Origin of the sequence: Aeromonas rivuli, from assembly GCF_000820045.1 — a bacterium.
In the GTDB taxonomy this organism is placed as follows: Bacteria; Pseudomonadota; Gammaproteobacteria; order Enterobacterales; family Aeromonadaceae; genus Aeromonas; species Aeromonas rivuli.
Genome location: NZ_CDBJ01000071.1, coordinates 225,908 through 250,557 on the forward strand (window position 1 = coordinate 225,908; position 24,650 = coordinate 250,557).

Consider the following 24,650-nt stretch of genomic DNA (forward strand, 5'->3'; position numbering starts at 1 on the left):
TATGTATAACCGCAATATAAAAGCCTATACCTCGAATAACCTCGAAGCGGATCTGGCAACCGCGGACCCTCATCGCGTCATCCAGCTGATGATGCAAGGATGCCTGGAGCGATTGGCTCAGGCCAAAGGGGCCATAGAGCGGGGTGACATGGCGGCAAAATCCGTCGCCGTCTCCAAGGCACAAGGGTTGCTGCATGGGTTACAAGATGCGCTGGACATGAGTCAGGGAGCCATATCTGACGATCTGCATGGGCTCTATTCCTACATGGATGAGCGTATCTGGGATGCCAGCCTGGCACGGGATATAGCGCCACTCGACGAGGTGATGGGACTGATGCTGACCATCAAATCCGGTTGGGATCAATTGCCCGATGCAGAGAAACAACAAGGTTATCAAATGAGAAAGCAGAAGGGTGACTTGTGATCGGCACCTTGGCTTCCCTCGATGAGGCATTGCTGGAAAATGCCCGACTGATGGAGGATCTATTGCAACAGCAGCGTTATGACGAGGCGCTGTTGTGCATGGATGACCGACAGGCTTTGATAGGGTGTCTGGTGCAACTGGCTAAAGATGATCCGAGTCAACAGCATGGAATTTCTACCTTGGCAGCGAGAGTTTCCATACAGGAAGAGAGTATGACAGCCTTGGCTACCCATCATCATCAAGCCATCTTTAAACAACTGGCTCAGGTCGGGAGAGCCAGTAAGGCCGAGCAAGCTTATCGAGTGAACAGCAAGGAGTTCTGATGTCAGTCAATATTGATGCGAGCTTGGCAAAAGCGGAACAGGAGACGCTGCGACTGCAACAGCAAGCTGAGCAGGAAGCCGCGATGGCAAAGGCGTTGCCACTGCGCTTTGAGCAGAACCTGGCAGCCTTTCGCCAATATATTCCTCACATTGCAGAGATGTATGATACATATCAGCCCATGCGTCCTTTTAGATTCTTCTGCAATGAGAACGGTCAGCCAAATTTAGCCTGGCTAGATGATGACATAGCGGTTTATGGCGCAGAACCTTATCTCATCTGTGAGACGCTGGTGAAGGAGTTTATGGAGAAGGGCGGGTTATCAAAACTATCCTTTACTCAGGAGGCCAATCCGCTAGGTTTCATGCACGTTGAATACCTCAATAAACTGAATGCCTACCTTGATGATATATCCACTCGGGAACATAAGTGGAGCAAGGTTCCCCATGAACTGCCGAGTGCGTTGGTATTTGGTGTCGGGCTGGGTTATCACCTTGGTTATCTCTATGAACAGTGCAAAGTTGGTACTCTCTTCCTATTTGAGCCTGATCTAGATTTATTTTATGCATCGCTATTCTGCTTTGATTGGGCCCCTTTGCTTGCTTATTTACATCAAGAGAATCTCGGATTACACATTCTGTTAGGGCAGGATGAGCAGACCATAGTGAAGGACTTCTCGTCAGCTATTCACAGCCGAGGCTCTTTCCTCGTCGCAAATGCTTTAATTATGTGGGGCTATCAGGACGAGAAAATAAAAAGATTGATTGAAAAGGTCAAGCAAGAGTATTTCCTGTTAGTAATGGGGTGGGGTTTTTTTGACGATAACCTGATTGCACTGTCTCATACTATAGCTAACATTGAACGCTCAGTACCATTTTTGCAGAAAAATAAAGTTGTTTCATCCAAATATCAACGAATGCCGGTTTTTGTGATCGGTAATGGTCCTTCCCTGGATGGTGCAATAGAGACCATTAAGGCGAATCAAGGCAAAGCCATCTTGGTTGCTTGTGGTAGCGCTATTTCTGCGTTGCATAAAATTGGTGTCAAACCAGATGTTTATGTTGCAACTGAGCGTACAAAAATAGTGTATGATTTTTTGGTTAATTTAAATGATCCTGAGTATATTCGAGACATTTTATTCTTGAGTACCGATGTTATTCATCCTGACTGTGCGACCTTGTTTGATAAGTCAGCCCTCATGTTTAAACTAAATGAACCTGGGCTGACTGTTTATAATAATAACTTTCCAGAGCTTACACATTACGCTGCAGTTGGCGGTGTGAATCCCATGGTTGGAAACATTGGTGTCAGTGCACCTATATATCTTGGATTCAAAAACATCTATTTATTTGGTTTGGACAATGGTTTCAAGGACAAGGGGCATCACCATTCCAAGCATAGCTCATACTATAATAGCGAAGAAAACGCTGATGCTTTGGGTGAGATGATGTATGGCGGTAGCCAATGGCAGCGTGAAGGAAACTTTGGCGGTGTGGTCACCAGTAATATTATGTTTGATACCTCACGCCGTGTCATAGAACAAGTCTTGGCAGCCAATATTGATGTTAAATGCTTTAATTGCAGTAATGGCGCTAAAATTGAAAAAACCAGACCATTGCCAAGCTCTGAAATAATGTTGTCCAATCGAATTGATAAGGTAAATCTGATTGACGAGATTGTGGGGCTCTGCTCCGAAATTCCCTTGTCAAAAATTGATTTTGAACCCCTGCTTGGCATCGATTCTTTCAACTATTTTATCGACAAAATGACAACGGAATGGCAGCAAGAGTTTTCATCTCGCAATGAAATAAATCAGTTGATGCTGAGAAACTTTAGCTACCTTTCCCGTATCTCTGCAACGCGGCAGCAACATATAGCACAAGTTATGATAGGTTCGATGAATTATGTGTTTACCATACTGAGCTCGATTCTCTATTCATTTGAAAATGAAGAGAAAACGCTGGCTTTGATGAAGCCCGCGATTGACTTATGGTTGGAGTTTTTGTCAAAGGCGAGAGAAATGTATCCAAGAGCATTCGATAGTGTCGATATGATTGATAATGAAGTGATGGCGCTGTTCAGAAAATAAAAGCTTCATATAATAAAAGTGCCGACCTAGTGGTCGGCACAGTTTTAATAAAGGGGTTTACTCAGATTTTCATGATGTAAACACAGTGTTGCGTTTGGCTTGAGGATCTCTAATGCAGCCGGGGCAAGTTAGCTGGCTCGAAAAGGGTGATGTTGATCTGAACACCACGATTGCAATGAGCGCCACTCAAGCCGCAGGGATGTGGGGAACAACACGACTAGGATATAAGAGCCCAATCCAGCGGTGTTCCTGCGGCAATATCCTGGCTTGCACGGCGCCCCAGCAGGGAGGGGAGGTGAACCGGGGGTAATCCATCCGCAGGTCGGACGGAGCGGACATTGCGGGAGGTAAAGACCTCTCCGGCTTTCATCGGCTCACAGACGAAGAGTGAGCGGGAGAAGTGCCGGTTTGCCATCGCCTTGTCATTGAGGCTGTAGCAGACCTCCCCCAGGGCGGCTTCAACCTGCCTGATCCCCTCGACCATATGGCAAAACTCGTCCGGGGTCATGGAGAAGGAGGCGTCCGGCCCACCCAGGGTACGATCCAGAATGAAGTGTTTCTCTATCACGCGAGCGCCGAGCGCGGTAGCGGCCATGGCCACGGCCTGCCCCATGGTGTGATCCGATAAGCCAACCTTGACGCCAAATGTCTGTCGCATATTCGGGATGGTAAGCAGATTGGCCTCCTCCACCGGAGCGGGGTAGGAGGAGGTGCACTTGAGCAGGGTAATATCCTGATTACCCATGCGACGGCAGGCCTGCACGGCAGCATCGATGTCGGCCAGGGTCGCGATGCCGGTTGAGATGATCATCGGCTTGCCCTTGCTGGCCGCGTATTCGATCAGGGGAATGTCGGTGATTTCGAACGAGGCGATCTTGTAGAGAGGGACATCGAGGTCTTCCAGAAAATCGACCGCTGTGACATCAAAGGGGGTGGAGAAGAAGACTAGCCCCTCTTTCTGCGCCTCGGCCTGGATGGCGGCATGCCACTCCCAGGGGGTATAGGCCTCTTGATAGAGCTTGTAGAGCGTGGTGCCATCCCAGATGGTGCCCTGATTGATCTGGAAATACTCATTGTCGCAATCCAGGGTGATGGTGTCGGCCCTGTAGGTCTGGATCTTGATGGCATCGGCACCGCAGGCCTTGACTGCCCGCACAGTGGCCAGCGCCGTCTCCAGGGAGTGGCCATGGTTGGCAGACAGTTCGGCGATGATGAAGCAGCGCTCCGGATTGATGGCGCTCGCTATGGCTTGGGTCATGAATGTGTCCACTCCTGTTCAGTGATCCCCATCAGCACGAGATCGACATGGTTTGTTGTTTGGGGGCGATAGACCGCCTCCCGCCAGGCGCCTTCATGGCGAAAACCTGCTCTCAGATAGGCTTGAATGGCTCTTTCATTGTCCGCCGCGACTTCCAGCTTGAGGGTATGCAGCTGTGCTACCTCAAATGCCAGCTGGTTTACTGCCGCCAACAGGCGCGGACCAAGCCGTTTCTCGCTGCGCCAGGGATTGCGATAGATCCCGAGCCAGGCGATGCGATTGTGCCAATCCAGCCGGTGCAGGGAGAGTACACCCAGTTCGCCTTGGGGGTCCTGGCAGAGGTAGTTCAGGTTGCGGGTCTCCTGGTGTTGGCGTGCCATGAAGGCGCGATGTGCCTCCAGGCTGATGTCACCCCCAGTGTTCATCCAGCGTGCAATCTCCGGATGGTTGCGCATCTGCCAGACCGCCACTAGCTGCTGCTCGTCCAGCATGGAAAAAGGGATGAGGGTGACATCGGCCAGCTCGAAGCGGCGCTGCAGATCTATCTCTGGTTGAGCCATGAGAGGGCCTCCAGGGTGCCGTTTCCTGCCATCAGCGCTTGCAGCTTGCGTGCTCGTCTGGAGCGTTCGTCCGGTGCTGCCAGTCTTGCCAGCCCTTGTTCCAGCCGGGAGAGCAAGCCGGCATCATGCCACCAGCCGCCCGGGAGGAAGGCGTCCGGACCGCACCAGCCAGCCAGCTGGCTGGCCTGGTTGTCGGCAACGCCGATGAGCAGGCCCGGCAGACCGCAGCGCGCCAGCTCATAGGTCACCTGTCCGGCACTGCTGATGGCCAGATCGCAGCGACACATGAGAGCGGCCATCTGGCTGGCATCGAGGCGGTGATGTTGCCTGGATCCCGACAGCCGCGGATCGTGCTCCCGGATGACGACGTCCAGCTCCACCTCCGGACAGTGCTGGCGTAGCCAGCTGACCAGCCCTGGAGTCAGGTCGCGCACGTCGGTTCCCCCCATGATGATCAGGATGCGCTCGATGCGCTCGGGAACCCGGGTTCGGGCGGGAACCGACCAGAACGGAGGGCGCAGGGGTTGCCAACCCGGTCCCCACTGCCAGAGGGCGGCACCGCACTTGTTGCCTGGGGTACCGGGGCTGGCATGGATCACCATCCCCTCTGGATAGTCCAGGCGCTCGGTGTCATCGAGGTAAATCACCCGCACAAAACCCGCCGCTATGCTCTGCAGTGTCGTCAGGCTCGCCGAATAAGAGTCGACAATGGCGACCGCCTGCTGTGGGGAGATGGGCTCTTGCTGCCAGTTGCCCCAGCGAACGGACTCCTCCTTGAGCATGGCGCTGGCCAGCTCATCGCCCTCGACCACCCAGTGGACAGTGCCGCCCTGTTGCCGCCAGGCGGCGGCATAGGCGCTGCAGCGACTGAGGTGACCTAAGCCCCGTGCCTTGTCCCCTTCACTGAAGATCCAGAGCGGCAGCATCTAGCTCACCTTGAATATTGGCTGAGCAGGTTCACCATCAATTGTCATAGTTTGGGTGCTTTTCATACCGGATTGACGCTCAAAGAGAGCGGGGGCACTGTCCCTGTTGGCGTTCTCATCGGGGGTAATGTGCCCCGGAAGAAAACTTGCCAGGAACCCGAGGGCGTGGTTTGGCATCATGTATTGCTCTCCTCCTGAAGCAGCAGTTGCCACATCAGCTCGGCCCTGCGCCAATCCTCGAGGGTATCTATGTCTTGCACCCGGTGACTCGGCAGGAGCAGGGGGCTGGCTTTGGCACTGAACAGCCGTTGCTCTGCCAACCAGGCCGCGGGTCTGCCCCAGTAAAACTGTCCCGCATCGTGGAGTACCTCGGGTAAGTCCTGGGAGCGGGTGGGAAAGTGCTCGGGAAACAGCATCGCAACACCCTGGCCTGCCTTCAGAAAGCCGCGATAGGGAGAGTAGTCGAAGGTGGTGGCGCTAAAGGCAAAATCCTGATGGCCTTGTTCGAGCAGGGCCAATCCTGCGAGGAGATCTTGCGGGCGAACAAAAGGCGCGGTGGCATAGAGGCAGCACAGAGGACCCAGTGTCCAGCCCTGAGCAAGAGCCCAGTTGATCCCGTGCGCGACCACGACTTGAGTGCCTGCATGATCATCAGCCAGCTCGGCTGGTCGAATGAAAGGGACGTCCGCCCCCAGATCGCGCGCAATGGCTGCAATCTCATCATCGTCTGTCGAGACGATGATATGGTCGAAGCAACCGGCCTCCTGGGCCGCCTTTATCGAGTGCGCGATCATAGGCAGGCCCGCGAAAGGGCGGATATTTTTACGAGGAATGCGTTTGCTGCCCCCTCGTGCCGGAATGATGGCAATGATTTTCTGGTGGTTCATCTGCTGTTGCCTGGCTACGCCGTGCTAAAGGGCTAGTTTGCGCATTCTGTTAGCCCGCGGATTGCCGAGATTACCTTGTCTTGCTGTTCGTCGCTCAGAGAAAAATAGAGCGGTAGGGAGAGACAGTGTTGGTAGTAATGCTCGGCCACGGGACAAAGCCCGTCCTTATAACCGTATTGTTGGCTGTACCAGGGGTGCTGATACACAGGAAGGTAATGCACCTGACTGCCAATCTCTGCTGCCAGTAGCTCTTCCATCACCTGGGCCCGGTGTTTGCCAAGGGCCACAAAATCTATCTGAACCACATAAAGATGGAAGCAAGAGGAGAGATCTGGCGCCTCGATAGGGGTTGAGAGCCAGAGCAGATCGGCCAGCGCCTCGTTGTAGCGGGCTACCAGGGCTCGGCGGCGTGCCTTGAACAGAGTCAGGCGTTGCAACTGGCTCAACCCCAGAGCCGCCTGCATGTCTGTCATGCGGTAGTGCCAGCCGAGGGTCTGCATCTCATGATACCAAGGCCCGGGTTGTTGGCTGAGTTGAGACGGATCCTTGGTGATGCCATGGCTTCGCAGCAGCAGCATGCGCTGATACAAGATGGGGTCATTGGTCATCACGGCGCCACCTTCACCACAGGTAAGGGTTTTTACGGGGTGGAATGAGAAGATGGTGGCATCCGAATAACGGCAATTACCCACCGGACTACCGTCTGCATAGCAGGAGCCAATGGCATGGGCCGCATCCTCGATCACCTTGAGGCCATGTTGTTGCGCTAGTCGGTGAAGGGCTGGCATATCGGCGGTCTGGCCAGCGAAGTGGACCGGAGTGAGTAACGCCGTCGCCGGGGTAATGGCGCTCGCAACGGCTGCTGGGCAGAGGTTATGGCTGAGGGGGTCTATGTCGGCAAACACCGGCTGGATGCTGCAATAGGCCATGCTGTTCGCGGTAGCGGCAAAGGTGTTCGGGGTGGTGATGCCTTCGCTACCCGCTGGTAATTCCAAGGCGGCGACCGCCAGATGCAAAGCCGCGGTGCCACTTGCGACCACCAGGCAATAACGGGCGCCGCTGTAATCGCAGAGTGCCTGTTCAAATTCGGCAACCTTAGGGCCTTGCGTCAGGTAGTCGGATGTGAGCACGGCATTGACTGCGGCTATATCTTCCGCGGAGATGTCTTGTTTGCCATAGGGGATCACTCTGATAGCACCTCTTGGTTGAGCCGCTGCAACTCTGCCTGGGACATAAAAATGGGGTTGTTAAGCGAGTTATATTCAAATCCTATGGGCACACTGCCGCCTCGTTCTCCCAGCGCATTGATAGAGAAGTCATCGCTACGGTGATTGAAGGTAATACTGGGGGCTATGACGTAATAGTCCTTGAATTCATAGGTATGGTAGGAGTCATCGGCCGGGCACATCACCTCGTGCAGCTTCTCGCCCGGGCGGATGCCAATGATCTCCTGGGGCAGATCTGGGGCCATGGCACTGGCGAGATCCGTGATGCGCACCGAGGGGATCTTGGGAACGAACACTTCCCCTCCCTTCATGCGGGCAAAGTTGGCCAGTACGAACTCCACCCCTTGTTGCAAGGTGAGCCAGAAGCGAGTCATCTCGGCATGGGTGATGGGCAGGCTGGAAGCGCCCTTGGCGATGAGCTGTTCGAAGAAGGGTACCACAGAGCCACGGGACCCAACCACGTTGCCATAGCGCACCACGGAGAAGATGGTCGGGTTCTTGCCCGCCATATTATTGGCGGCGACAAACAACTTGTCGGAGCAGAGTTTGGTGGCGCCGTAGAGGTTGACCGGGTTGGCGGCCTTGTCGGTGGAGAGGGCTATCACCTTCTTGACCCCATTGTTGAGCGCGGCCTTGATGACGTTTTCGGCGCCACCTACGTTGGTTTTGATGCACTCCATGGGGTTGTACTCGGCGGCGGGCACCTGCTTGAGCGCCGCGGCATGCACCACGAAGTCCACGTCTCGCATGGCCATGTCGAGCCGCTCCCCATCACGCACATCGCCGATGAAGTAGCGCATGCAGGGGTGGTTGAAGTGCTGCTGCATCTCGAACTGTTTCAATTCATCACGGGAATAGACGATAAGACGAGCCGGTTGGTAACGCTCCAGTACCATCTGGATGAAACGCTTGCCAAAAGAGCCGGTGCCACCGGTAACCAGGATCGTTTTCTCGTTGAACATAGATATATCTCGTGTGAAGAGGAGTCTGGGGAGATTGAATGCAAAATCAGGGCCAACAATAATCAGCTGATGGCCCGTTCGATCAATTTATTCACTGGCTATTTAGTGACGGCCTGTTTGCTTTTCTCCCAGCCCTGGTAGTCGCCGCTGAGGTGATAGACATGGCTAAATCCGGCTTTTTCCAGTTCGGCTTCGGCAAGGGCGGCACGCCGTCCAGTTTGGCAATAGACCACCACAGGCAGCCTTCTGTCATCACCGATCTCGGCCAGACGCTTGATGAGCTGGTCGTGGGAAATGTTGATAGCGCCAGGAATATGACCCTCGGCAAACTCCTCTTTCGTGCGTACATCCAGCAGCAGTGGCCGCTTGCTCGACTGTTTCTGCCAGCTCTGCAGGGTCTGCTGGTCGATGGGGACAACGGCCATGGCGTTGCTGCCAAGCAAGGCTGCACCGCACAGGCAGGACCATAACAGGGGCAGCATGAGGGAGCGACGAGAGAGGGTCATGGTGATCTCCAGATCTTAAGGTTGGGTCGCGCGCGCCGTGGCGATGGCCTGGCACACCTGTTCAACCGCGTTGAGTGCTCGCGGGGTAAATCGGTGCAGCTCATCCGGGTTGATCAGGGCGAGTCTGTGTTGTTTAACCGCATCCAGCATGGGCCACTGTTGCCAGTGATCCAGCACATGCTTGTCTCGGCTGCCCGCCAGGATAAGCTGGGGATTGGCCTTGATGATCTGCTCCAGCCCTACCTGGGGGTAGGGACCGGCCGCATCATCGACCAGATTGCGGCCACCACATAGGGTGATGGCTTGCGCCGGCCAGGCGTAGCCGCTGACGCTGGTCAGTGGCGGGTTCCAGAGCTGATAGAAGACGCGGATGGACTCACCATGACCATATTTGGCCTCAAGAGCCGCCAGTCTGGCGAGATAGGCATCGGCTTGGGCATTGGCACTCTGCTGCAACCCCAGTCGCTCGCCCAGGGCACGCATCTCCTGGCCCAGGGAGGCAAAGTTGGTGGGTTCAGAGTAAAACACCGGGATGCCAAGCTGTTCGATGGGGGCCAGCATGCGGGACTGGGCCGAGCGCCAGGCCACCACCAGATCCGGTTTTTGCGCCAGCAAGGCCTCGACATTGATGCTGCGGTAATTGGCCACATGGGGCAGGGCGCGCACCTGTGGCGGATAGTCGGAGGCATCATCGGTGGCGACGATGCGGCTCCCGGCGCCCATATCGACCAACAGCTCGGTGAGATGGGGGGTCAGGCTGATGATGCGCTGGGGCGGTTCGGCGGCATACGCCCTGGCCGCCAACAGACAGAGCAAGGCACAGGGCAGCAGGCGCTTAACCATGCAGGCCTCCGGCGAGAGTCAACAGCAAGGCCAGCGCGAGCCAACCCCAACCGATACACAGGAGCCGCGTGAGCAGCCGACGCGGGCTCTCCCAGGAGGGATCGCCCCCATCCCCCAGCACCGGCAGTCGCACTAGCGTGCCTTGATAGTAACGGGGCCCTCCAAGGCGCAGTATGCATTGGTGCGCCAGGGTGGCAAGCAGGGCGCCAGCGGCGGGGTGGGGCCAACGGCTCACGCCAGTGCGCAGGGCACTCATCCCCTCTTTGACCTTGGGGAACAGGTTGGGCAGCGCCAGCAGCAGGGCGGCGGGGGCCGCTAATCCCTGATAGAGGGCTGCGGCCGGGCGGCCGAATTGCACGAAAGCCGGTTGCTTGCAGCTCCAGGCGTATTGCGTCAGCTGGGCCAAACGCCACAACAGGGCGCCCTGCACCCCGGCGAGGGCAAAGCCAAGCAGGGGCCCCGCCCAGCCGCCGAGCAGGCGCAAGGTGCAGGTCTCGCACAGCGCCTTGGCGAGGCCCATGGCCGAGAGCTTGCCGGTTTCGCGCTTGAGCCAGGGGGCGGCTTGCAGCCTGGCCAGGGGCAGGGTATCGCTTTTCAGCAAGGCGCCTCCCGCCGTGGCCAGGGTACGCAGAGGGCGGGACTCTATCATCAGCAACAGAAACAATAGGTCGAACAGCGGCTCGGAGAGGGCGAGGTTGCGCACCGCCCAGAGCCCGGCCGCGCAGGGCAGCCAGACGACCAGCAGTGCCAGTATGCCCGCCTGCCACTGCGCGCTCGGGGTGCCGTCCGGGCGATGAACCTTGTGGCCCAGTCGGCTGAGCAGGGGCTCGGCGGCGGAGAGACGCAACCAGTCAGGCCTTGGCAGCAGGGCTTCGAGCAAGGCGGCGCCCCCCATGATGGCCGCCGGGGTGGCCGCCATCAGGATCAGGGTGTCGAGGGAGGGCAGGGTTATCACAGCTTGCCGAGCAGGGAGAGGATCACCTCGGCGGAGTGCTGGCCGGCGACCTCGATAAAGGCGTCGAAGGATTCCACTTGCTCCTTGCCGGCGATGTCAGACATGGCGCGCACCACCAGATAAGGCACGCCAAACATATGACACACCTGGCCGATGGCGGCCCCTTCCATCTCGACCGCCAGCATCTGCGGGAAGTCGGCGCGGGCACGGTTGATGGCATCCGGCTTGCACATGAATTGATCGCCGGTGCAGATGAGGCCCAGCTTGGTTTGATGCTTGCCGTGCAGGGCGATGCACTCCTGGGCCAGGGCTATGAGACGCGCATCGCAGGGGAAGGCGGCGGGTTGTTGCGCCATCTGGCCCATCTCGTAACCAAAGGCGGTCACGTCTACGTCGTGAAAACGCATCTCGCTGGCGATCACCACATCCCCTACCCGCAGCGCTTGATCGAAACCGCCGGCGGAGCCGGTATTGATCACGCAGTCGGGGGAAAATCTCTCCAGCAGCAGCGAGGTGGCGACGCTGGCGGCTACTTTGCCGATGCCGGAGCGGGTCAGGATCACCTCTTTGCCTGCCAGTGTGCCGCTATAAAACTCGCAACCGCCAATCTTGGTGGTGGTCATGTCGCTCAGCTGGGCGCGCAGCAGGGCAACTTCCTGCTCCATGGCGCCGATAATACCTACTTTCATCAGAAACCTCGTCTAGGGGCTCAAGCCCGCCTAAGTTGCGGCAATCATAGCAAAAATCCGCGCCAAGCCTACAGGCGAGGCGGCCTTGGGTGATCGCTTGCACAAAAAAACGCCCCCGCAGGGGCGGGGGCGTCGGTTTGTTAGTCAGAGCGACCAGAGAAGGCCTTCGGACTCATGGCCTGGGTCAAACGGCCAGATAGTCCATGATCCCTTCGGTGGCCTTGCGGCCTTCGTAGCTGATGGAGACACCACCGAGGATGTCTCCTGGGTTCGCTATCGACGACGGCCGGGCTTAGACACTCAGATAGTCCATGATCCCTTCGGCGGCCTTGCGACCTTCGTAGATGGCGGTCACTACCAGATCCGAACCGCGCACCGCATCGCCACCGGCAAACACCTTGGGATTGGTGGTCTGGAAGGCGAAGTCGGACTGCTCGGGAGCACGGATCCGCTCGCGATTATCCAGCTCGATACCGAACTCAGCCATCCAGGGCTGTGGGTTGGGTTGGAAGCCAAAGGCCATGACCACGGCATCGGCGGCCAGCACCTGCTCGGAACCTTCAACCACCACCGGATTGCGGCGACCGTTGACATCGGGGGCGCTCAATTCGGTGCTCACCACCTTGATGCCGCAGGTGCGACCATGGGCATCGAGCTCGACGCCAATGGGTTGCAGGTTGAACATGAACTCGACCCCTTCCTCCCGGGCATTTTGCACCTCGCGCTTGGAGCCCGGCATGTTCTCGGCATCGCGGCGATAGGCGCAGATCACCTTGTCGGCCCCCTGGCGGATGGCGGTGCGCACGCAGTCCATGGCGGTATCGCCGCCGCCGAGCACCACCACCTGCTTGCCAGCGAAGTTGATGTAATCGGCCTGCGCCTTCTCAAAGCCCAGCAGCCGGTTGGCGTTGGAGATGAGGTAGGGCAGGGCGTCATACACCCCAGGTGCCTCTTCGTTGGTAAAGCCGCCCTTCATGTACTTGTAGGTGCCGACCCCGAGGAAGACGGCGTCAAACTCGCCGAGCAAGTCGGCGAAGGAGACATCTTTACCCACTTCAGTCTCGAGGCGGAATTCGATGCCCATGGCCTCGAAGATCTCGCGGCGGCGCTGCATCACCTCTTTTTCCAGCTTGAAGGAGGGGATGCCAAAGGTGAGCAGGCCGCCAATCTCTGGATACTTGTCAAACACCACGGCGCTGACGCCGCCGCGGGCCAGCACGTCGGCACAGGCGAGCCCGGCCGGGCCCGCGCCTATGACGGCGACCCGCTTGTCGGTTTTCACCACATTGGAGAGATCCGGGCGCCAGCCCATCTCGAACGCCTTGTCGGTGATGTATTTTTCGATGTTGCCAATGGTCACGGCGCCGAATCTGTCGTTGAGGGTGCAGGCACCCTCACAGAGCCTGTCTTGCGGGCAGACCCGGCCGCACACCTCCGGCAGGCTGTTGGTCTGATGGGAGAGCTCCACCGCCTCTAGAATGCGTCCCTCGTTGGCCAGTTTCAGCCAGTTGGGGATGTAGTTGTGCACCGGGCACTTCCACTCGCAATAGGGGTTGCCGCAGTCGAGGCAGCGATCCGCCTGCATGCCGACCTGGGCCTGGTTGAAGGGCTCGTAGATTTCCACAAACTGGATCTTGCGGATTTTCAATGGCTTCTTCGGCGGGTCGACCCGCTGAACATCAACAAATTGGAATACGTTCTGGCTCATAGGTTCCCTCCTTACTGCGCCTGGATTCTGAGTTCTGCACTGGAACGACTGGTGTGGCCCAACAGTGCCTTGACGTCACTGGACTTGGGCTTGATCAGCTTGAACTTCGGCACATAGGAATCAAAGTTGGCCAAAATTTCCTCGGCGCGTGAGCTGCCGGTTTCGTTCAGATGTTCGGTAATGATACCGCGCAGGTGTTCCTGATGAATGGCAAGGTCTGCCACTTCCAGCAGTTCCACCAGTTCAGGGTTGGTACGCTTGGTAAAGTGACCATCGCTATCGAGCACGTAGGCGAAGCCGCCGGTCATGCCCGCCGCGAAGTTGACCCCGGTTTCACCGAGGACGGTCACTATGCCGCCTGTCATGTATTCGCAGCCGTTGTCGCCAATGCCCTCGACCACCGCCAGGGCCCCGGAGTTACGCACCGCGAAGCGCTCGCCCGCGGTACCTGCCGCATAGAGTTTGCCGCCGGTGGCACCATAGAGGCAGGTGTTGCCGATGATGGCCGCCTCATGGGACTTGAACGACACGCCGACATGGGGTTTGACCACCAGCTTGCCGCCGGTCATGCCCTTGCCCACGTAGTCATTGGCGTCACCGGTCAGGATCAGCTCCAGACCGCCGGCGTTCCAGACGCCGAAGCTCTGGCCTGCGGTGCCGTTGAAGTGTACGCGCACCGGATCGCTGGCCATGCCCTGGTTACCGTGACGGGTGACAATTTCACCGGACAGGCGCGCACCGATGGAGCGATCTGTGTTGCGGATGTCGTAGCGATATTCGCCGCCGCTCTTGGTTTCCACCGCCTCGAGCAGGTCTTCGACCATGCGCAGGTTGAGCGGTCCCTTGTCGAAGGTGGGGTTGTGCTGTTGGCAGAACAGGCTGGAACCCGCCACCGCCACCGGCTTGGCCAGGATGCCGGAGAGATCCAGCTTGGCCTGACGGGCGGTGAGGCCGGGCAGGGCTTCGAGCAGCTCGGTGCGGCCGATGAGGTCGGTCAGCTGGCTGACACCCAAACCGGCCATCAACTCACGGGTCTCCTGAGCCACGAACCTGAAGTAGTTCATGGCCATCTCCGGCAGACCGGTGAAGTGGTCACGACGCAGTTTCTCATCCTGGGTGGCCACGCCGGTGGCGCAGTTGTTCAGGTGGCAGATACGCAGGTATTTGCAACCGAGCGCCACCATGGGGCCGGTACCGAAACCGAAGCTCTCGGCGCCGAGGATGGCCGCCTTGATGATGTCCAGACCCGTTTTGAGACCGCCATCCACCTGCAGCCGCACCTTGTGGCGCAGGCCGTTGGCGACCAGGGCTTGTTGGGTCTCGGCCAGGCCCAGTTCCCAGGGGGAGCCGGCATACTTGACCGAGGTGATGGGGCTGGCCCCTGTGCCGCCGTCATAACCGGAGATGGTGATAAAGTCGGCATAGGCCTTGGCCACACCGCAGGCGATGGTGCCCACCCCGGGCTCGGAGACCAGCTTGACCGACACCAGGCAGCCTGGATTGATCTGCTTGATGTCGAAGATGAGCTGGGCCAAGTCCTCGATGGAATAGATGTCATGGTGGGGGGGCGGCGAGATGAGCGTCACGCCAGGTACGGAATAGCGCAGCTGGGCTATCTGGGCCGTCACCTTGTCACCGGGCAGCTGGCCGCCTTCGCCGGGCTTGGCGCCCTGGGCCACCTTGATCTGCACCACATCGGCGTTCATCAGATAGTGGGGGGTGACGCCGAAGCGACCCGAGGCAACTTGCTTGATGCGCGAGTTCTTCTCGGTGCCAAAACGCTTGGGATCTTCACCGCCTTCCCCCGAGTTGCTCTGACCGCCGAGGCGGTTCATGGCAATCGCCAGGGATTCGTGAGCCTCAGGGCCGAGGGCGCCGATGGACATGGCGGCGGAGTCGAAGCGCTTGAAGAGATTGGTGGCAGGCTCCACCTCGTCGATGGAGATGGCCTGCTGGCCTTGCTTGACCCCGATAAGGTCGCGCAGGGTCGCCACCGGCCGCTCGTTGACCAGTCGGGCATAGTGCAGGTAGTCGCTGTATTCGCCGGAGCGCACCGCGGTTTGCAGGGTCTGCACCACGTCCGGGTTATAGGTGTGGTACTCCTCGCCGTGGACGTACTTGAGCAGGCCGCCCTGGTTGAGGGGCTTGCGCTTGAGCCAGGCGGTACGGGCCAGATTGTGCTGATCCTGCTGGATATCTTCAAAATCTGCACCCTGGATCCGGCTGGACACGCCGCGGAAGCAGGTCTCGACGATGGACTTGGACAGACCCACCGCCTCGAACAGCTGGGAGCAGCGGTAGCTGGCGATGGTGCTGATGCCCATCTTGGACATCACCTTGTAGAGGCCCTTGTTGATGCCATTACGGTAGTTGAGCATGGCCTGGCGCAGGCTCATTTTGAGCACGCCCTCTTCCAGCTGCTTGGCCAGGGTCTCGTAGGCGAGATAGGGATAGACGGCAGTGGCGCCAAAGCCGAGCAGCACGGCGAAGTGGTGCGGGTCGCGGCAGCTGGCGGTTTCCACCAGGATGTTGGCGTCACAGCGCAGGTTGTTGTCAACCAGGGTGCGCTGCACCGCGCCCACCGCCATGGCGGCCGGGATAGGCAGGGTATCGGCGCTGATGTTTCTGTCCGAGAGTACCAGCAGCACGGTACCGGCACGGGCGGCAGTCTCTGCCTCCTGGCAGATGCGCTGCACCGCGGCCTCCAGCCCTTCGCTTGGGGCAAAATTGAGGTCGATCAGGGTGTGGCGATAGTGATCCCCTTCCAGGGCCAGCAGCTGATGGAAGTCGGAGTAGAGCAGGATAGGCGACTGGAACAGCACCCGATGGGCATGACCGAAGGTCTCGTTGAAGACGTTCTGCTCGCTGCCGATGCAGGTCGCCAGGGACATGACATGATTTTCCCGCAGGGGATCGATAGGCGGGTTGGTCACCTGGGCAAACATCTGGCGGAAGTAATCATAGAGCGTGCGTTGACGGGAGGAGAGCACCGCCATGGGGGTATCGTCGCCCATGGAACCCACCGCCTCCTGGCCGTTTTCGCCGAGCACGCGAATGATCTGATCCAGCTCCTCATAGGAGTAGCCAAACAGCTTCTGATAGGTCTTGAGCTGATCGTCGTCCAGCTCGCGGGCGCCGGTGTTGGCGTCGTCCATCTGCTCGAAGGGGATGAGGCGTTTGCAGTGATCTGTCATCCACTGCTTGTAGGTGTGGCGGCTCTTGAGATCGTCATCGATCTCGAAGCTGGTCCACACCTTGCCATTGCTGGTGTCGATGACGAACAGCTCACCCGGGCCAACCCGGCCCTTCTCCAGCACCTCGTCCGGGGTGTAGTCCCAGGTGCCCACTTCGGAGGCGAGGGTGATGAACTTGTCCTTGGTGATGACATAACGGGCAGGGCGCAGGCCGTTACGGTCCAGGGCACAGGTCGCGTAGCGGCCGTCGGTCATGACGATACCGGCCGGGCCGTCCCAGGGCTCCATGTGCATGGAGTTGAAGTCGTAGAAGGCCCGCAAGTCCTCATCCATGTTGGGGTGCTTCTGCCATGCAGGCGGGATCAGCAGGCGCATGGCGCGGAACAGATCCATGCCACCGGCCAGGAAGAGATCCAGCATGTTGTCCAGGCTGGAGGAGTCCGATCCGGTGGTGTTGACGAAGGGGGCGGCCTCTTGCAGATCCGGAATGAGCGGGGTGGCGAACTTGTAGCTGCGCGCCTTGGCCCACTGGCGGTTGCCGGCGATGGTGTTGATCTCGCCGTTGTGGGCGAGATAACGGAACGGCTGCGCCAGCGGCCAGCGCGGGCTGGTGTTGGTGGAGAAGCGCTGGTGGAAGACGCAGATGGCTGACTGCAGACGGATGTCGGCGAGATCCAGGTAGAAATGCGGCAGGTCCACGGGCATGCAGAGCCCTTTGTAGACGGTGACCAGATTGGAGAGGCTGACCACGTAGAAGTAGTCATCGCTGATCCGCTTCTCGATGCGGCGACGCACTATATAGAGGCGGCGCTCGAGATCCTTGTCGACCCAGCCGGGAGGGGCGTTGACGAAGACTTGCTCTATGCTGGGCAGGGACGCCTTGGCAATGGGGCCGAGGACATGGGTATCAATAGGCACCTGACGCCAGCCGACCAGGCTCAGGGTTTCCCGCTCGAGCTCTTCGTTGATGATGTCACGGGCTTGCTGGGCCAACACGGGATCCGGGTTGAGGAACAGCATGCCGACCGCATACTTGCGACCCAGATGCCAACCCTTCTCCTCGGCCACGGCTCTAAAGAAGCTGTCGGGCTTTTGCAGCAGCAGGCCGCAGCCATCGCCGGTCTTGCCATCGGCGGAGATACCGCCGCGGTGTTGCATGCGAGCCAATGCTGACATCGCGAGACGGACAAGCTTGTGGCTGGCTTCCCCTTCCATGTGGGCCAACAGGCCGAAGCCACAGTTATCCCTCTCCAGCTTTGGATCATATAGTGACATTGCATATCTCCCTTGCTCGGCCTTGATTCGCAAACTGCATAAATTGCGATTGGCTCTTGTGGTTCCGTCTGCCTGAAGTGGCGAATCTCCAAACTAATGGGAATTTTGCACTAGGTCAATTGGACAAGTCAGATGTTTTACTTGTTACATCCACATAACAAAATGTGGTTGCGTATTGATATGTGGGGGGTGTTTTGGTGTATTGGTTTGCTTTTTGTTGATATACTAGCGTTATATATCTAAATATTGCACTTTGTCAGTTGAGGTAGCGACCAGACCCTCTTGTAGTAATCTTACCAAGCTGCGCAATCAGTGAATGAGTTCGATCACATTTCTCTGTTGTGCGACTTGCTTTTACTTCCCACCGAGATACCGATTTATTTGTTTTTATAAACAAAAGCTTAGTGGCATTTATTCTCATCACCTGAGGTTCACTGTTGCCAGCATGACGGCAGCACCGAACGGGATAAAGTCTCGGTTGGAGATATTTATTCGGTTCAGGATGAATATTTATATGTTTTTACACCGGGCTGACTCTTGATCCAGCTCAGCATGGTGGCCAACCCAGCCTGTACAATTTCGCTTTTTATCGGGAGTTGTCATGCAGTTACATGAAATGGTCAATACCCTGGGGCAGGATCTCAAGCGCCGCCATGGTGAGAAGATCCACAAACTCTCCATTCATGGCGCCTTCAGCTGTCCGAATCGGGACGGCACCCTGGGGCGTGGGGGCTGCACCTTCTGCAATGTCTCCTCCTTCGCCGATGAGTCGGCCCAGCAGCTCTCGGTGATGGCTCAACTCAAGGCCCGGCGTGAGGAAGTGACGCGAGCGCGGCGCTATCTCGCCTATTTTCAGGCCTATACCAGCACCTATGCCGAGGTGGCCTATCTGAAGCAGATGTACGAAGAGGCGCTCTCGGTGAGCGACATGGTGGGCTTGTGTGTCGGCACCCGGCCTGATTGCGTGCCGGATGCCGTACTCGATCTGCTGGCCGGTTATCAGTCCCAGGGTTATGAGGTGTGGCTGGAGTTGGGGCTGCAAAGCGCCAATGACGAGACACTCAGGCGGATCAATCGTGGCCACGGCTATGAGGCTTATGCCGATGCGGTGCGCCGTGCCCAGGTGCGTGGTATCAAGGTGTGCACGCATCTCATTGTCGGCTTGCCGGGTGAACAGGCGATGGAGAGTGTGCAGACCCTGCAACGAGTCGTCGAGACAGGGGTCGAGGGGATCAAGTTGCACCCTCTGCATGTGGTGACTGGCAGCACCCTGGGCAAAGCCTGGCTGGCAGGGAGGCTGGTGGTGCCGACGCTGGCAGAATATGTGGCGGCGGCGGTCGCCATGATCCAGCACACGCCGCCGGAGGTGGTCTATCACAGGGTCTCTGCCTCGGCCCGTAAACCGACCCTGCTGGCTCCGGACTGGTGCGAGAATCGCTGGACAGCCATGAGTCTGATTGCAGCAGGCTTGTCCGAGAGCGGTCCTCAGGGCCATCGGTTGGGAACCCCCTTTCTACTCGATAGCCAATAACTGACTAACCTATCAAATTTAGCAAAAAAAACAGTGGGTTATTAGATGAAAATCAGACTCTGTTCTATAGTTCTCAGGTCGCTAAGCTGTTAAGGTGCGCCGTTCGGAGATATCTGCCAGGCCACGCATTCAATGCCATCAGGCTGATGTAGCACCGAACCTTGAGGTGACCTGTTTGGTGCCTTATCGTGATAGGGGTGACATGGGCCACAGCGCAGATGGCATGTCTCTTATTAGGGATTACGTGTTTTTATTGGGTATCATATGAGTATCTTTGTGCTTATCATCACAACCAGACGCCTCAGGTAAACGGCGTTTTGGCGCTGAGCATGGATAAGCAAGGTTGACCCCCAGCCTATTTATCGAACAGGATTTTATGCAAGCAGAAACCGACCATATCGATGAGCTGTTGGAATGCCTGGTCTTCCTGACCCGTTTCTATGGCGTTCCCAATAGCAAGGATGCGTTGACCACTGGGCTGCCACTGGTGTCCGGTCGGTTGACCACGGCGCTGCTCAGCCGCGCCGCAGAACGTGCTGGCCTCTCTGCCCGGGAGGTGCTGCAACCTCTCGAACAAATATCCTCACTGCTGTTGCCCTGTATTTTGCAGACCCGCGATGGCGGTGCCTGCATCTTGCTGGAGTGGAACGAGGATCGCAGTCAGGCCAAGGTTATTTTTCCTCAGGCAGGCGATGCGGCCGAGTGGCTAACGGCAGCCCAACTCGGCGATGCGTATCTGGGACGGCTCTTTTTCGTCAAGAAGCAGTTTCGCTTCGACGAACGCTCCCCCAAGGTGCTGGAGACCCGCGACGGTCACTGGTTCTGGAGTACCCTGCTGGAGTCGCGGGGCATCTATCGCGATGTCCTGGTGGCCTCAATTCTGATCAATTTGTTTGCGGTGGCCAGCCCTCTGTTCACCATGAACGTCTATGACAAAATAGTACCCAACCTTGCCTTCGATTCCCTCTGGGTGCTGGCGGTGGGCGCCGTGGTGGTGTTTACCTTCGATTTTGTGATGCGCCAGTTGCGCAGCTACTTCATCGATATTGCCGGCAAGAAGTCGGATGTGCTGCTGTCGGCCAAGATTTTTGCCAAGGTGATGGGGATGCGAATGGAGTCGAGACCCGCGTCCACCGGTGCCTTTGCCAAACATTTGCAGGAGTTTGAGTCGGTGCGGGAGTTCTTCACATCGGCCACTGTCTCAACCCTGATCGATCTGCCATTTGCCATCTTCTTCCTGGTGGTGATCTGGATGTTTGCCGGGGTCATGGTGGTGGTGCCCATCGTCGCCATGCTGATCCTGCTGGCCTACAGCTTCTATATACAGGGTTCCCTCAAACAGTCGATTGAGGAGGGCTCACGGCTCGCCTCCCAGAAAAACGCCAACCTGGTGGAGAGCATCGCGGGTCTTGAAACCGTCAAGATCTTCGGGGCCGAAAGCATGTTCCAGCATCGCTGGGAACAGGCGGTTTCCCACATCTCCACCTGGGGGGTACAGACCCGCCGTATCACCAACTCCATGTCATCCCTGGCGAGTTACATCCAGCAGGTGGTGACGGTCGGACTGGTGATTGTCGGTGTTTACCAGATCTCGGATGGCCTGGTTACCATGGGTGGCATGATAGCCGCCGTCATGCTGTCGAGTCGTGCCATCGCGCCCATGGTGCAGCTCTCTGTGCTCGCTACCCGCTATAACCAGGCCCGCTCTGCGTTGACCATCCTCGAGGGGATCATGAGTACCCCGGGTGAGCAGGAGGAGGGGCGGCAGTACATTCACCACCCCGTGGTGGAGGGGCGTATCGAATTCGAGAATGTCACTTTCAAATACCCGGGCATGGAGACCAGCACCTTGCACGACATCAGTCTCAAGATTGAACCGGGCGAGAAGGTGGCAATCATAGGTCGGATCGGGGCGGGCAAGACCACGCTTGAAAAGTTACTGATGGGGTTATATCGCCCAACCGATGGTTCGGTGCGTCTGGATGGTTTCGATCTCGATCAGCTGGCCCCTGCCGCGGTGCGCCGTAACATAGGTTGCGTGCCCCAGGATGTGACCCTCTTCTTTGGCTCGGTGCGCGACAACATCATGCTGGGCAACCCCTTGGTTGATGATGCCAGGGTATTGCGCGCCGCCAAGCGAGCCGGGGTGACCAACTTCACCAATCGGGATCCCAACGGTCTGGATCGCCAGATTGGTGAGGGGGGGCGTCAGCTATCCGGTGGTCAGCGCCAGGCTATTTTGCTGGCTCGGGCGCTGCTCAATGACCCTCCCATACTGGTGATGGATGAGCCGACCTCCAACATGGACAACCAGTCCGAGCAACAGGTCAAGCAGGAGCTGGCCAGGCTCGGCTCTGAGACTACCCTGATTGTCATTACCCACAAGACATTGATGCTGGATGTGGTCAATCGGGTGATCGTTATCGAGCAAGGCAAAATAGTGGCGGACGGTCCCAAGGTTCAGGTGTTGCAACAACTCAAAGAAGGCAAGGTACGGGTTCAGGAGGCATCTAATGCTTAAGAAGGATGTGTTGCCCGCCCAGGAGCATCTGGCCTTCGTGGATGATGGTGCCGCCGCCGTATTGCTCAGTACACCAACCCGGGCACGAGTGCTGCTCTGGTGCTGTTTCCTCTTCTTTATGAGCGCCCTGATCTGGGCCGCATGGGCCAAGCTCGACGAGGTGACCGTGGGACAGGGCAAGGTGATCCCATCCCGCCAATTGCAGGTGATCCAGAACCTGGAGGGGGGGATTGTCAAAGAGATCTTCGTCAAGGAGGGCGACATCGTCGAGAAGGGCCAGACCTTGTTGCGCATCGATGACACCCGGTTTCGCTCCGACTTTCGTGAGCGCGAGCAGGAGCTGGTTACCCTAAAGGGCGACATCGCTCGCCTGCGAGCGGAGATCCGCAGCGTGGTCGTCAAAAGCGAGGCTAACGTGAGTTGGCGCGAGCAGGTGGCGATTGACAAACAGGCCATCGATTTCCCGGAAGGTTATGAGAATGTATTTGCCGAATATGCGGCCCGTGAGGTGTCGGTGCAAAATGATCGACTCAACAACCTTCAGAATCAGCTCTATATCCTGGGACAACAGATAGAGCAGAAAGAGCAGGAGCTAATCGAACTCAACTCGAAAATACGTACCGTGGGTCGCAGTGTGGATCTTGCTCGCCAAGAATTGAATATCAGCCGCCCATTGGCGAAAGAGGGGATAGTACCTCAGGTTGAATTGATCAAACTGGAACGCCAGGTAAACGAAATGCAGGGTGAGCTGGAGAGTAATCGCCTGGTAATTCCCAAACTAAACTCCGCATTGCGGGAAGCCATCTCCAAGCGCAATGATATCGCACTGAAATTCCGAGCCGATGCCCAGACTGAATTGAATGAGCGTCAGGGTAAATTGGGTCAGCTCTCCGCAGGCCAGGTGGGGCTGCGAGATCGCGTCGACAGAACCAGCGTGGTTGCACCTCTTAAAGGCACCATCAAAAAGCTGAAGATCAATACCTTGGGTGGTGTGGTCCAGCCAGGCATGGATTTGATGGAGATAGTGCCACTTGAGGATACACTCTTAGTTGAAGCCAAGGTGTCACCCAAGGATATTGCGTTTTTGCGACCCGGATTGGAAGCCGTGGTGAAATTCACTGCCTATGATTTCACCATCTATGGGGGCTTGCATGGCAAGGTAGAACAAATAAGTGCCGACTCTATTCAAGATGAGGAGGGTAACTCCTTCTATCTGGTACGAGTCAGGACGGATAAAAGCTTTCTGGGCGATGAAACAAATGCATTACCCATCATCCCCGGTATGTTAGCCAGTGCAGACATCATCACTGGTAAAAAGAGTGTTCTAGACTATTTGCTAAAACCGATATTGCGGGCCAAACAGTCGGCACTGAGGGAACGATAAGCCAACAATCAATAAAAGCATATGACTGGAGATATTATGAAAAAGACGATTGTTGCCATGCTTGTAAGTGGCGCTGTATTACTTCCTGGCCTGGTTCAGGCCGAAACGCTGGAGCAATCCGTTGCTCAGGCGTTGGCGACTCATCCCAAGATCAAGGAGGCATTTGATCTCTATCAGGTCCGCATGTATCAGCATGATGGTGCCAAGGGCGGCTATTACCCCACCATAGATCTGAGAGCCGGGGTGGGGTATGAAAATACCGACAGTCCCGCTACTCGTCTGGGGGGCCCTGGTGTCGATGACTCCATGACCCGCAAAGAGGCTGGCCTCAGTCTGCGCCAGATGCTGTTTGACGGTTTCGATGTCAGCAGCAACGTGGCTCGTACCAAAGCAGAGGCCAGCGCCCAGCGCCTGGCCATGATCTCGGAAGCCGAGAACACGGCGCTGCGCACGGCCGAGGTGTATCTCAATATGCTGCGTCAGCAGGAGATACTGGAGTTGTCCAAAGACAACCTGGCGACCCATGAGCAGATCCGCAGCGACATCAGCAAACGAACCGACTCAGGATTGGGCTCAACAGCAGACCAGACCCAGATCGAGGGCCGGGTCGCACGCGCCTATTCAAACCAGGCGGCGGCGGAGAACAACTATCGGGACGCCGAGAGTGAGTACGTGCGTGTGGTCAATGAAATGCCCAAGGATCTGGTGCAGCCAGTACCGGATGCCAGCCTGATGCCGGCGTCCATCGAAACGGCGCTCAAGACGGCCACCGAAGTGCATCCAACCCTGCTCTCCTCCCTGCAAGATATTGAAGCGGCCAAGTACCAGAATGAAGGTGCCAAGTCTGGCTTCTATCCCAATGTCGCCATCGAGGTGGATCAGAACTGGAATGAGGACATCGATGCTGTCAAGGGACGTAACGACGATCTGACCGCCATGGTGCGGATGCGCTACAACCTGTTCCGTGGTGGTTCAGATCTGGCCGAAAGCAAGGCGACTTCTGCGCTCTATTCTCAGGCGAAAGACATTCATCTGAATGCTTTCCGCCAGGTTGAAGAGGGTACCCGTCTGGCCTGGAATGCCAAGCAGTCGCTGGATCAGCAAAAAATCTACCTGCAACAACACGTAGATGCGAGTTATGACACTGTGCAGGCGTACAAGAAGCAGTTCGGCCTGGGTCAGCGTACCTTGTTGGACGTGTTGAACACCGAAAACGAGCTGTTTGAAGCCCGTCGCAGTTACATCAACGCGGAGTATGACTCCCTGCTGGCCGACTACCGCATCCTCAATGCCACTGGCAGCTTGCTCAGTGCCATGCAGGTGCAACAACCCGCCGAATGGCAAGCCAAAAACTAAGGTAGCGGACTGCTGCTGTTGGGCTTGGGTGTGAC

The 24,650-nt window shown here is 57.4% G+C and carries 19 protein-coding genes; 7 read left to right on the forward strand and 12 right to left on the reverse strand.

The annotated features are described in order from the left end of the window. Position 1 precedes the first annotated feature (1 nt). From fliS to BN1130_RS17550, 3 genes are read left to right on the forward strand one after another with little or no spacing between them, the layout of a single operon-like run. Positions 2–424, forward strand: coding sequence for a flagellar export chaperone FliS (gene fliS, locus BN1130_RS17540; RefSeq protein WP_042043547.1), 423 nt, complete (start codon positions 2–4; stop codon positions 422–424). Further along, complete coding sequence (locus tag BN1130_RS17545; protein ID WP_232302049.1) at positions 421–747, forward strand: hypothetical protein; 327 nt, start codon at positions 421–423, stop codon at positions 745–747. Before fliS ends, BN1130_RS17545 begins: the two co-directional genes overlap by 4 nt. Further along, on the forward strand, positions 747–2,834 hold the full coding sequence (locus tag BN1130_RS17550; RefSeq protein ID WP_042043549.1) for a motility associated factor glycosyltransferase family protein: 2,088 nt from the start codon (positions 747–749) through the stop codon (positions 2,832–2,834). Before BN1130_RS17545 ends, BN1130_RS17550 begins: the two co-directional genes overlap by 1 nt. Positions 2,835–3,051: 217 nt before the next feature. On the opposite strand, the gene pseI is transcribed toward BN1130_RS17550, so the two are convergent. From pseI to gltB, 12 genes are all read right to left on the reverse strand, one after another. Next, positions 3,052–4,092, reverse strand: a complete 1,041-nt coding sequence (gene pseI / locus BN1130_RS17555) for a pseudaminic acid synthase (RefSeq protein WP_042043551.1) — start codon at positions 4,090–4,092, stop codon at positions 3,052–3,054. Continuing rightward, on the reverse strand, positions 4,089–4,652 hold the full coding sequence (gene pseH, locus BN1130_RS17560) for a UDP-4-amino-4,6-dideoxy-N-acetyl-beta-L-altrosamine N-acetyltransferase (RefSeq protein WP_042043552.1): 564 nt from the start codon (positions 4,650–4,652) through the stop codon (positions 4,089–4,091). The genes pseI and pseH overlap by 4 nt, the downstream gene beginning before the upstream one ends. Continuing rightward, complete coding sequence (locus BN1130_RS17565; protein ID WP_042043554.1) at positions 4,634–5,578, reverse strand: hypothetical protein; 945 nt, start codon at positions 5,576–5,578, stop codon at positions 4,634–4,636. The genes pseH and BN1130_RS17565 overlap by 19 nt, the downstream gene beginning before the upstream one ends. 176 nt (positions 5,579–5,754) lie before the next feature. After that, complete coding sequence (gene pseF / locus BN1130_RS17575; protein WP_042043556.1) at positions 5,755–6,465, reverse strand: pseudaminic acid cytidylyltransferase; 711 nt, start codon at positions 6,463–6,465, stop codon at positions 5,755–5,757. A gap of 32 nt (positions 6,466–6,497) precedes the next feature. Then, the gene (gene pseC, locus BN1130_RS17580) at positions 6,498–7,652 is read right to left on the reverse strand and encodes a UDP-4-amino-4,6-dideoxy-N-acetyl-beta-L-altrosamine transaminase (protein ID WP_042043557.1); all 1,155 of its coding nucleotides are present in this window, start codon (positions 7,650–7,652) and stop codon (positions 6,498–6,500) included. Beyond that, entirely contained in the window at positions 7,649–8,653 is a 1,005-nt protein-coding gene (gene pseB, locus BN1130_RS17585) for a UDP-N-acetylglucosamine 4,6-dehydratase (inverting) (protein ID WP_042043560.1), read from the reverse strand. Before pseB ends, pseC begins: the two co-directional genes overlap by 4 nt. A gap of 98 nt (positions 8,654–8,751) precedes the next feature. Further along, positions 8,752–9,159, reverse strand: coding sequence for a rhodanese-like domain-containing protein (locus tag BN1130_RS17590; protein ID WP_042043562.1), 408 nt, complete (start codon positions 9,157–9,159; stop codon positions 8,752–8,754). Positions 9,160–9,174: 15 nt separating this feature from the next. After that, the gene (locus BN1130_RS17595) at positions 9,175–10,002 is read right to left on the reverse strand and encodes a cobalamin-binding protein (RefSeq protein WP_042043564.1); all 828 of its coding nucleotides are present in this window, start codon (positions 10,000–10,002) and stop codon (positions 9,175–9,177) included. Then, positions 9,995–10,957, reverse strand: coding sequence for a cobalamin biosynthesis protein (locus BN1130_RS17600; RefSeq protein WP_370736619.1), 963 nt, complete (start codon positions 10,955–10,957; stop codon positions 9,995–9,997). Before BN1130_RS17600 ends, BN1130_RS17595 begins: the two co-directional genes overlap by 8 nt. Then, positions 10,954–11,646 (reverse strand): 5'-methylthioadenosine/S-adenosylhomocysteine nucleosidase, encoded by a 693-nt coding sequence (gene mtnN, locus BN1130_RS17605; RefSeq protein ID WP_042043565.1) that lies wholly within the window; start codon positions 11,644–11,646, stop codon positions 10,954–10,956. Before mtnN ends, BN1130_RS17600 begins: the two co-directional genes overlap by 4 nt. A gap of 292 nt (positions 11,647–11,938) precedes the next feature. Continuing rightward, entirely contained in the window at positions 11,939–13,354 is a 1,416-nt protein-coding gene (locus BN1130_RS17610; RefSeq protein ID WP_042043567.1) for a glutamate synthase small subunit GltD family protein, read from the reverse strand. Positions 13,355–13,365: 11 nt separating this feature from the next. Next, on the reverse strand, positions 13,366–17,823 hold the full coding sequence (gene gltB, locus BN1130_RS17615; RefSeq protein ID WP_042043568.1) for a glutamate synthase large subunit: 4,458 nt from the start codon (positions 17,821–17,823) through the stop codon (positions 13,366–13,368). A 601-nt stretch (positions 17,824–18,424) separates the two neighbouring features. Between gltB and mnmL the strand changes: the two genes are divergently transcribed. From mnmL to BN1130_RS17635, 4 genes are all read left to right on the forward strand, one after another. Beyond that, positions 18,425–19,354 carry a tRNA modification radical SAM protein MnmL/YtqA gene (gene mnmL / locus BN1130_RS17620; RefSeq protein WP_042043569.1) on the forward strand — a complete coding sequence of 310 codons (930 nt, stop codon included), beginning with the start codon at positions 18,425–18,427 and terminating at the stop codon, positions 19,352–19,354. Positions 19,355–19,730: 376 nt separating this feature from the next. Then, a complete protein-coding gene (locus BN1130_RS17625; protein WP_042043603.1) occupies positions 19,731–21,875 on the forward strand; it encodes a type I secretion system permease/ATPase in 2,145 nt (714 codons plus the stop codon). Next, the gene (locus tag BN1130_RS17630) at positions 21,868–23,259 is read left to right on the forward strand and encodes an HlyD family type I secretion periplasmic adaptor subunit (RefSeq protein ID WP_042043570.1); all 1,392 of its coding nucleotides are present in this window, start codon (positions 21,868–21,870) and stop codon (positions 23,257–23,259) included. Before BN1130_RS17625 ends, BN1130_RS17630 begins: the two co-directional genes overlap by 8 nt. Positions 23,260–23,295: 36 nt before the next feature. After that, positions 23,296–24,615, forward strand: coding sequence for a TolC family outer membrane protein (locus tag BN1130_RS17635; RefSeq protein ID WP_042043571.1), 1,320 nt, complete (start codon positions 23,296–23,298; stop codon positions 24,613–24,615). The last annotated feature ends 35 nt before the right edge of the window (positions 24,616–24,650 follow it).